The organism is Massilibacteroides sp. (genome assembly GCF_028705895.1).
Taxonomy (GTDB): Bacteria; Bacteroidota; Bacteroidia; order Bacteroidales; family Tannerellaceae; genus Massilibacteroides.
The window spans coordinates 21,112-28,643 of record NZ_JAQWCQ010000049.1; the positions used below are offsets into that span (position 1 = coordinate 21,112).

At 39.7% G+C, this 7,532-nt stretch carries 8 protein-coding genes; 5 read left to right on the forward strand and 3 right to left on the reverse strand.

Going from position 1 to position 7,532, the window contains the following annotated elements:
- The first annotated feature begins 9 nt into the window (after positions 1-9).
- Positions 10-1,866 carry a glycoside hydrolase family 13 protein gene (locus tag PHT93_RS11815; RefSeq protein ID WP_300243177.1) on the forward strand — a complete coding sequence of 619 codons (1,857 nt, stop codon included), beginning with the start codon at positions 10-12 and terminating at the stop codon, positions 1,864-1,866.
- Between the two features lie 23 nt (positions 1,867-1,889).
- Here PHT93_RS11815 and PHT93_RS11820 read toward each other — a convergent pair whose 3' ends face one another.
- Positions 1,890-3,275 (reverse strand): rRNA cytosine-C5-methyltransferase, encoded by a 1,386-nt coding sequence (locus PHT93_RS11820; RefSeq protein ID WP_300243179.1) that lies wholly within the window; start codon positions 3,273-3,275, stop codon positions 1,890-1,892.
- A gap of 53 nt (positions 3,276-3,328) precedes the next feature.
- Between PHT93_RS11820 and PHT93_RS11825 the strand changes: the two genes are divergently transcribed.
- Positions 3,329-4,033, forward strand: a complete 705-nt coding sequence (locus PHT93_RS11825; protein ID WP_300243181.1) for an SAM-dependent methyltransferase — start codon at positions 3,329-3,331, stop codon at positions 4,031-4,033.
- Positions 4,034-4,042: 9 nt separating this feature from the next.
- Positions 4,043-4,630 (forward strand): acyltransferase, encoded by a 588-nt coding sequence (locus PHT93_RS11830; RefSeq protein WP_300243183.1) that lies wholly within the window; start codon positions 4,043-4,045, stop codon positions 4,628-4,630.
- A 42-nt stretch (positions 4,631-4,672) separates the two neighbouring features.
- Here PHT93_RS11830 and nadC read toward each other — a convergent pair whose 3' ends face one another.
- A complete protein-coding gene (gene nadC, locus PHT93_RS11835) occupies positions 4,673-5,512 on the reverse strand; it encodes a carboxylating nicotinate-nucleotide diphosphorylase (RefSeq protein ID WP_300243184.1) in 840 nt (279 codons plus the stop codon).
- 13 nt (positions 5,513-5,525) lie between these two features.
- Positions 5,526-5,897: a DUF4783 domain-containing protein gene (locus PHT93_RS11840; RefSeq protein ID WP_300243186.1), complete on the reverse strand. Its 372-nt coding sequence runs from the start codon at positions 5,895-5,897 to the stop codon at positions 5,526-5,528.
- 89 nt (positions 5,898-5,986) lie between these two features.
- On the opposite strand from PHT93_RS11840, the gene rlmH reads away from it, so the two are divergent.
- Positions 5,987-6,460, forward strand: a complete 474-nt coding sequence (rlmH, locus tag PHT93_RS11845) for a 23S rRNA (pseudouridine(1915)-N(3))-methyltransferase RlmH (RefSeq protein ID WP_300243188.1) — start codon at positions 5,987-5,989, stop codon at positions 6,458-6,460.
- Between the two features lie 166 nt (positions 6,461-6,626).
- On the forward strand, positions 6,627-7,052 hold the full coding sequence (locus PHT93_RS11850; protein ID WP_300243191.1) for an Hsp20/alpha crystallin family protein: 426 nt from the start codon (positions 6,627-6,629) through the stop codon (positions 7,050-7,052).
- The last annotated feature ends 480 nt before the right edge of the window (positions 7,053-7,532 follow it).

Sequence of the window (7,532 nt, forward strand, 5' to 3'; positions counted from 1 at the left end):
AATAAAATCATGAAACGAAGACATCTGATATCTTTATTATGCTTGGTGACATCTTTTATGTCCTTATCCGCAACAGTCAAGAAAGTGGAACCGGCCTTCTGGTGGGCAGGAATGCAGAATACAGAATTACAGATACTCCTTTATGGGGATGATATAGCAAAATACGAGGTTTCGATTACTGCTAAAGCTGCAAAACTCAAAGAGACAGTAGTACTTGAGAATAGTAACTATCTGATTTTATATTTAGATATTGCGGGTGCGCAGCCCGAGACTTTTAATATCGTATTACAATCCGGTAAGGAAAAGAAAACGATTCCATATGAACTCAAGGCACGTAAAGAAGGTTCACGCGAAAGAGAGGGTTTTAATTCAGGAGATGTGCTTTATCTGATTATGCCCGACCGTTTTGCAAACGGGAATCCCGAAAATGATTTCGTTCAGGGTATGCGAGACACAAAAGTAAACCGTCAGGATCAATACGCTCGTCATGGTGGTGATTTCAAAGGAATTGAACAACAGTTGGGTTATATCTCCGATCTGGGAATTACTGCAGTTTGGCTAAATCCCATACTGGAAAATGATATGTCTTATGGGTCTTATCACGGGTATGCCGCTACGGATTATTATAATGTGGATCGTCGATTCGGGACAAATAACGATTTTGTCGGACTGGTTGACAAAGCACACAATAAAGGGCTCAAAATCGTCATGGATATGATCTTTAATCATTGCGGAAGCGAACATTATTTCTTCACGGATCGCCCTTCTAAGGATTGGTTTAATTTCTCCGAAGGATACAAACAAACTTCCTATAACACCATCCCGCAATATGATCCTTATCATTCGACGTATGACAAAACAATGGCTGTTGATGGCTGGTTTGTAAAAAGTATGCCTGATCTGAACCAAAGAAACAGACACGTCGCCCGATACCTGATACAAAATAGTATCTGGTGGATAGAATATAGCGGCATAGACGGAATACGTCAGGATACACATCCTTATGTGGATTTCGATATGATTTCCGAGTGGTGTAAAGAAATAACGGAAGAATATCCTGATTTCAATATTGTTGGCGAAACCTGGTATTCCAACAATACGGCTATTTCTTATTGGCAGAAAGGCAGTAAACTGGCCGCTCCGAAAAATTCTTATCTGCGGTCGGTTATGGATTTTCCTCTGATGAATAGTATGACAAAAGTTTTTGATGAGGAAACCGAAGGAACCGGTGGATTTAATCAGTTGTATGAATACCTGAGTCAGGACATCATCTTTCCTGACCCGATGAATCTACTCATCTTTTTGGACAACCATGACACGTCTCGTTTTATGCGAACGAAAGAATTGGCGACCAATTTCAAACGATTCAGACAAGCTTTTGCCTTTTTGCTTACAACACGCGGTATCCCTGAAATATATTATGGCACGGAGATACGTATGACAGGTGATAAAGCGGATGGTGACGGCATGTTGCGACTTGATTTTCCCGGAGGATGGGTGGACGATAAACGCAATGCTTTTACAGAGAGGGGGCGTACAGACGAAGAAAATGAGACCTTCAATTACCTACGTACTCTTCTTAATTGGAGAAGGGGGAACGAAACAATTGCAAAAGGAACCTTAAAACATTTCTCACCAGCCTCTACCGGAGTGTATGTTTATGAACGGAAATACGGGAACAAGTCAGTTGTCGTTCTGTTAAACGGACGTAACACTAAAGCAGAACTGCCTTTACTACCTTATCGCGAAATCATCCCTGCAAAAAACGCGGTCAACGTAATAGACAAGCAACAATTTAATCTGGCTAATGATACTCTGAGTATTGCCCCTCGCGAGGTTCTTATTCTTGAATTCTCAAGTTTGTAAATACGTTTCTATCTTCAAACGTATTATATAATATCGTTTTTTAGCGTTTTTACATTATCGGGAGTATAAGTAGAACGTATTCTCCACTCTGAAGGGTAGAGGTTGTTGGAACGGTGGCCTAACTGTTTGACAAAGCCTATCGGTAATTTCTGATAGGTGATAAGATGATAGCCTTTTTCAGAATTTGGATCCAGACTAATGGCTTCTTTTCGAAGATAGCGGATCGCATCTTCCCAAGATATTTCTGTTTGATTGAATCGGTTTTTGTCTAAAACAGAGCTTAAAGCTAATGCAGGATGAGGAATCAGGTCTTTTCCTTTGCTTTCTCCCAACCTTAGTCCGGCTGAAATAATTTTAAGTTTTTCAGTCAGCAAGGTGTAATCTTCCTTATAAATAATGGGGAAAGCTTCAATAGTTCCGTTGTGATTGTTCAGAAAGAAGTTTTCCGGTTGCTTCAGCCAGCGAAGAAATTCTGCCGGGATCGATTCTTTTTTTCTGTCTTTCGCTTTTTTTATTTTGACCGTGTTGCAATCTCCCTCTTCTTTACGAAGAACGGCGAGGAAAAACCCTTCCCCTTTCGTTTGGTGAGGGAAGAAACGGTGTACAGGAGAATTTCCTTCTAATGCGCCTGTAATATTCCATTCGTCAGGGTAGGAGAGTGGTAATACTTCTGCCCCTAAGTCTTCTGCTATATGTTGTATGTTTGATTCATTTTCTTCCGTGTTGTATGTGCAGGTGCTGTAAACCAATATTCCTCCGGGTTTTAATGCATCCCAAATATCATGAATAATACGTCGTTGGCGGGAGGCACAGAGCTGTACGTTGGCTATACTCCATTCATCACGACTGTCTTCATCTTTTCGGAACATTCCCTCACCTGAACAAGGAACATCGGTGACAATCACATCAAAATAATGGGTAAGCTGACCGATCTTCTCCGGATCCTCATTTGATATAATGACATTGGGAGCCCCCCATTTGGTTACGTTTTCTGCTAAAATCAAGGAACGGTTGCGGATAACTTCATTGCTGATTAAGAGACTGTCTTCGGGCAACAGATCAAGCAAGTGAGTTGATTTTCCTCCGGGAGCAGCGCATAAATCAAGACATCTGACCGGCTCTTTTACATAAGTCCTAATTGCTTGTTCCAGAAACATGGAAGAGGCCTCCTGTACATAATAGCCGCCCGCGTGAAACAGAGGATCAAACGTGAATGTCAGTCGTTCGGGTAGATAATACCCCATATCACACCAGGGGATTTGTTCTCCAAATACAGGTATAGACAATTCTTTGCGCCTGTTTAAGCGGATGCTGACCGGAGTATCAGTGGCGAGAGCCTTTTCAAAATGATCATAATCATCCCCTAATAAAGTGCGCGTGCGAATAACAAAATCAACAGGAAGTTCCATCTTTTTTCAGCTTGTTTGCCTCAAAAATACTACATTTGCCTAAAACAGACAGTATGCAAGCATCGCTTTTCCTTATACCTGTTACTTTGGGCGAGACGGATCATCGCAGAGTATTACCGGAATATAACCGTGAGGTGATTCTGGGAATCAAACATTTTGTGGTAGAAAATTTACGTTCAGCAAGGCGTTTTCTAAAAAAAACAGACCCCGCTATCGTTATTGATGAGCTTACTTTTTATGAACTGAACAAACATACTTCTCCTGAAGATGTCGCAGGTTATCTTGCCCCGTTAGCAAAAGGGGAGTCTGTTGGTGTGATTTCTGAAGCCGGTTGTCCTGCTGTAGCAGATCCGGGTGCAGATGTGGTGGCTATTGCGCAACGGAAAGGATATCCGGTTGTTCCGTTGGTTGGACCGTCTTCAATTCTTATGGCGGTGATGGCTTCCGGGTTTAATGGGCAGAGTTTTGCCTTTCACGGCTACCTGCCGATAGACGCGGGTGAACGTACAGCTATGTTGAAGAAATTAGAGGGACGTATCTATACGGAAAACCAAACGCAATTGTTTATTGAAACTCCTTATCGAAATAATAAATTAGTGGAAGACTTACTGCGGACTTGTCGCCCTTCTACTAAACTCTGTATTGCTTCAGATATTACTTGTGATAGCGAATATATCCGGACAAAAAGCGTAAAAGACTGGGGTGGAAAATTACCGGATCTGAGTAAAAAGCCGACTATATTTCTCATTTATAAATAGACTACTGTTATGATTACTTATCAGGCACACGAAACGGCTGTAATAGATGATGGATGTATCATCGGATCGGGAACACGGATTTGGCATTTTTCGCATATAATGGAAGGGGCGGTAATAGGACGAAACTGCTCGATAGGACAGAATGTTGTTGTATCTCCCGGAGTAACGCTCGGCAGAAATGTAAAGGTGCAAAATAATGTTTCTATCTATACAGGAGTAAGCTGCGAAGATGATGTTTTTTTAGGTCCAAGCTGCGTGTTTACCAATGTTCTTACTCCTCGGAGTGCTGTTCCCCGAAAAGATCAGTATATTAAAACGTTGGTAAAAAGAGGAGCATCAATAGGAGCGAATGCTACAATCGTTTGTGGTCATACTATCGGTGAATATGCGTTGATTGGAGCGGGTGCAGTTGTAACAAAAGATGTTGCTCCATATGCGTTGATAATCGGCAATCCTGCTCGTCAAATGGGATGGGTGAGTGAATACGGACATCGTTTGGCATTCGATAACGCCGGGATTGCTGTCTGTCCCGAAAGCGGGGATGTTTACAAGTTAAGCGAGGGTGTCGTCTCAAAAAAAGAACGCGAACAAGAATAAATTAATTCCTTTCGCGTTCCCTATAGTTTTTATAGACAAGACTTAACAAGCCTTCAGACTCATGTCTAAACTTTTGACAGAATGAGTTAAAGCACCGACAGAAATATAGTCAACACCACATTCTGCATAAGCTCTTAAAGTATCAAACGTTATTCCACCGGAAGATTCAGTCTCAAAGCGTCCTCCAATTCTGCGTACTGCTTCTTTGGTATCTTCTATGTTGAAATTATCCAGCATAATACGGTCGATACCCCCTACACGCATAGCCTGTTCTAATTCATCAAAATTACGAACTTCAATTTCTATCTTCATATTTTTACCTTTTTCTTTCAGATAATTTTGCGCGCGAGTGATTGCGTTCTCAATACCTCCCGCAAAGTCCACATGATTATCTTTCAGTAAAATCATATCAAAAAGTCCGATGCGGTGATTCACTCCACCTCCGATTTTTACAGCTTCTTTCTCTAACATACGCATACCGGGAGTCGTTTTACGAGTATCTAATACGCGTGTTTTTGTTCCTTCAAGAGCTTTTACATACCGTCTTGTTGTTGTTGCAATACCACTCATGCGCTGCATCACATTCAGCATCAAACGTTCGGTTTGCAATAAGGATTGCACTTTTCCTTCAACGGTAAGTGCAATATCTCCTTTTTTTACTTCAGCACCATCATGAATAAAGACCGTTACTTTTAAATCCGGATCAAAATAGTGAAAAATGCGTTTGGCCATTTCTACTCCGGCTAAAACTCCGTCTTCTTTAATAATTAGCTGACTTTTTCCCATCGCTGTTGCGGGAATACTGCATAAGGTAGTATGATCGCCATCGCCTATATCTTCAGCAAAGGCCAATTTGATTAAATCCTCAATTAGATGATCCATTTATCTGTACTTGTTATTCGATTCTGATCGACTGAATGATTGCCTTATCTCCATCCGTTCTATACGTCACATTCACACGGAAAGAGTTATCGGCAGTAACGAGTTTGCCGACAAAGAAGCCGTTTTCTTTTTTGTCAGCATGGTGGACTACAGAGAATCCGCTTGGTTTATTGGAACTGAAGAAACTGTTTAATGCTGACACAGCTCCCGCCGCATTCGATTTTTTAGTAGTGCCGGGTATTGCTATATCTACTTCAGAGTCCATAACCGCAGTAAGCGATGAAGCGTTTCCTCCCTTAAACGCGTTTGATATGGTTGTTATATCAGCAGCCTTAAGGCCCAAAACTGAGAGTACGAATGCGAACGTAATTACTAATCGTTTCATAATTTTCCTCCTTTATTTTGTGAGTCTTCGGGGCAAAGGTATGTATTTTTCATGTAATTTAGCGTTTTTTAATCTGTAAATCGAAGTGAATGAAGATTGTACTATGTGTTATCGGGAAGACCGATGCCGGTTATTTTGCGGATGCAATTAATGAATATAAGAACAGGTTGACGCATTATATCCCTTTTGAAATGTCTGTAATTCCTGATGTTAAGCAAGTGAAAAATCTCTCTAAGGAACAACAGAAAGAAAAAGAAGGAGACTTAATTCTTAAATTTTTGCAAGCGGGCGATTATGTAGTCCTTTTAGATGAAAAAGGAAAAGAATTTACTTCATTGAAATTTGCAGACTATATTGCAAAAAAAATGCATACTGTTCCTAAACGACTTGTCTTTATGATAGGGGGGCCTTATGGATTTAGTGATTCAGTCTATGCTGCTGCGCAGGAAAAAATATCGTTGAGTAAAATGACTTTCTCACATCAGATGATCCGCCTTGTTTTTACCGAACAGCTTTATCGGGCAATGACTATCCTCAACAACGAACCTTATCATCACGAATAGAGATAGACAATTTTAGTCAGTTGTGACAAAATGTCATAGAATAAGACGTTTTTGTATGTATTTATTGCCTTTTTTTGCTCTGGCATCCTTATTGCACTATTGTTTGTGAACAAAATGAAGTTCAAAAATAACAATATGTTTAATTTAAAGATAGGAGACTGTAATTATGATGCCTGTAAGAAGAACTCAAAATTGGTTACCAAGTATCTTTAGTGATTTCTTTGATAACGATTGGATGGTAAGAGCAAATGCAACTGCACCGTCAATAAATGTGATTGAAACGGAGAATGAATATAAAATAGAAGTTGCTGCGCCGGGAATGACGAAAGAGGATTTTACGATACGCCTCGATGAAGATGAGAATCTGGTAATAGCGATGGAGAAAAAGACAGAAAATAGCGATAAGAAAGAAGGACGCTATTTAAGACGTGAATTTTCTTACGCTAAATTCCAACAAACGATGATACTGCCGGACAATGTGGAAAAGGATAAAATTGCGGCAAAGGTAGAACACGGTGTTTTGAATATTTTCATTCCTAAGAAAACGGAGAGTGAATTACCTAAAACGAGTAAGGTTATCGAGATAAGTTAAGTCTTGGGCTTATCTGTAAGAAAGAAGAAAAAGGGATTTGTCAGATATTTTGACATTTCCCTTTTTTTGTGGTTCTGTAAAGAATATAGGAATAAAGGGATCAGGCAAAATATCCGGTTGTTATGGTAATCATCCATCGTGATACGTCTATACTGCAAACTGGCAGGTTTAAAGACTACGGAGAGCAGTGGCTTCCAACAAAATCAATCCCGTTCATATTGTTGATTTACAATACATTAAAATCAATCGAATAGTTTTGATTTTTTGTGTTTTATTTTGACAAATAGATACTTTTTTCGTCCTTTTACTTACGCGTAAAAAATATCCATTCTTGTCTTTTTATTTTTCAGTACCGTTTTAGACCAATAAATATTGTATTTAGACTAAAATAGCCCGTTTTTTACCGAAAATATAAAGGTTATTTTCTGAAAAATATCCTTTATATTCAAAAAAAGAATAGAATCTTTTTCCAAAAAGAAT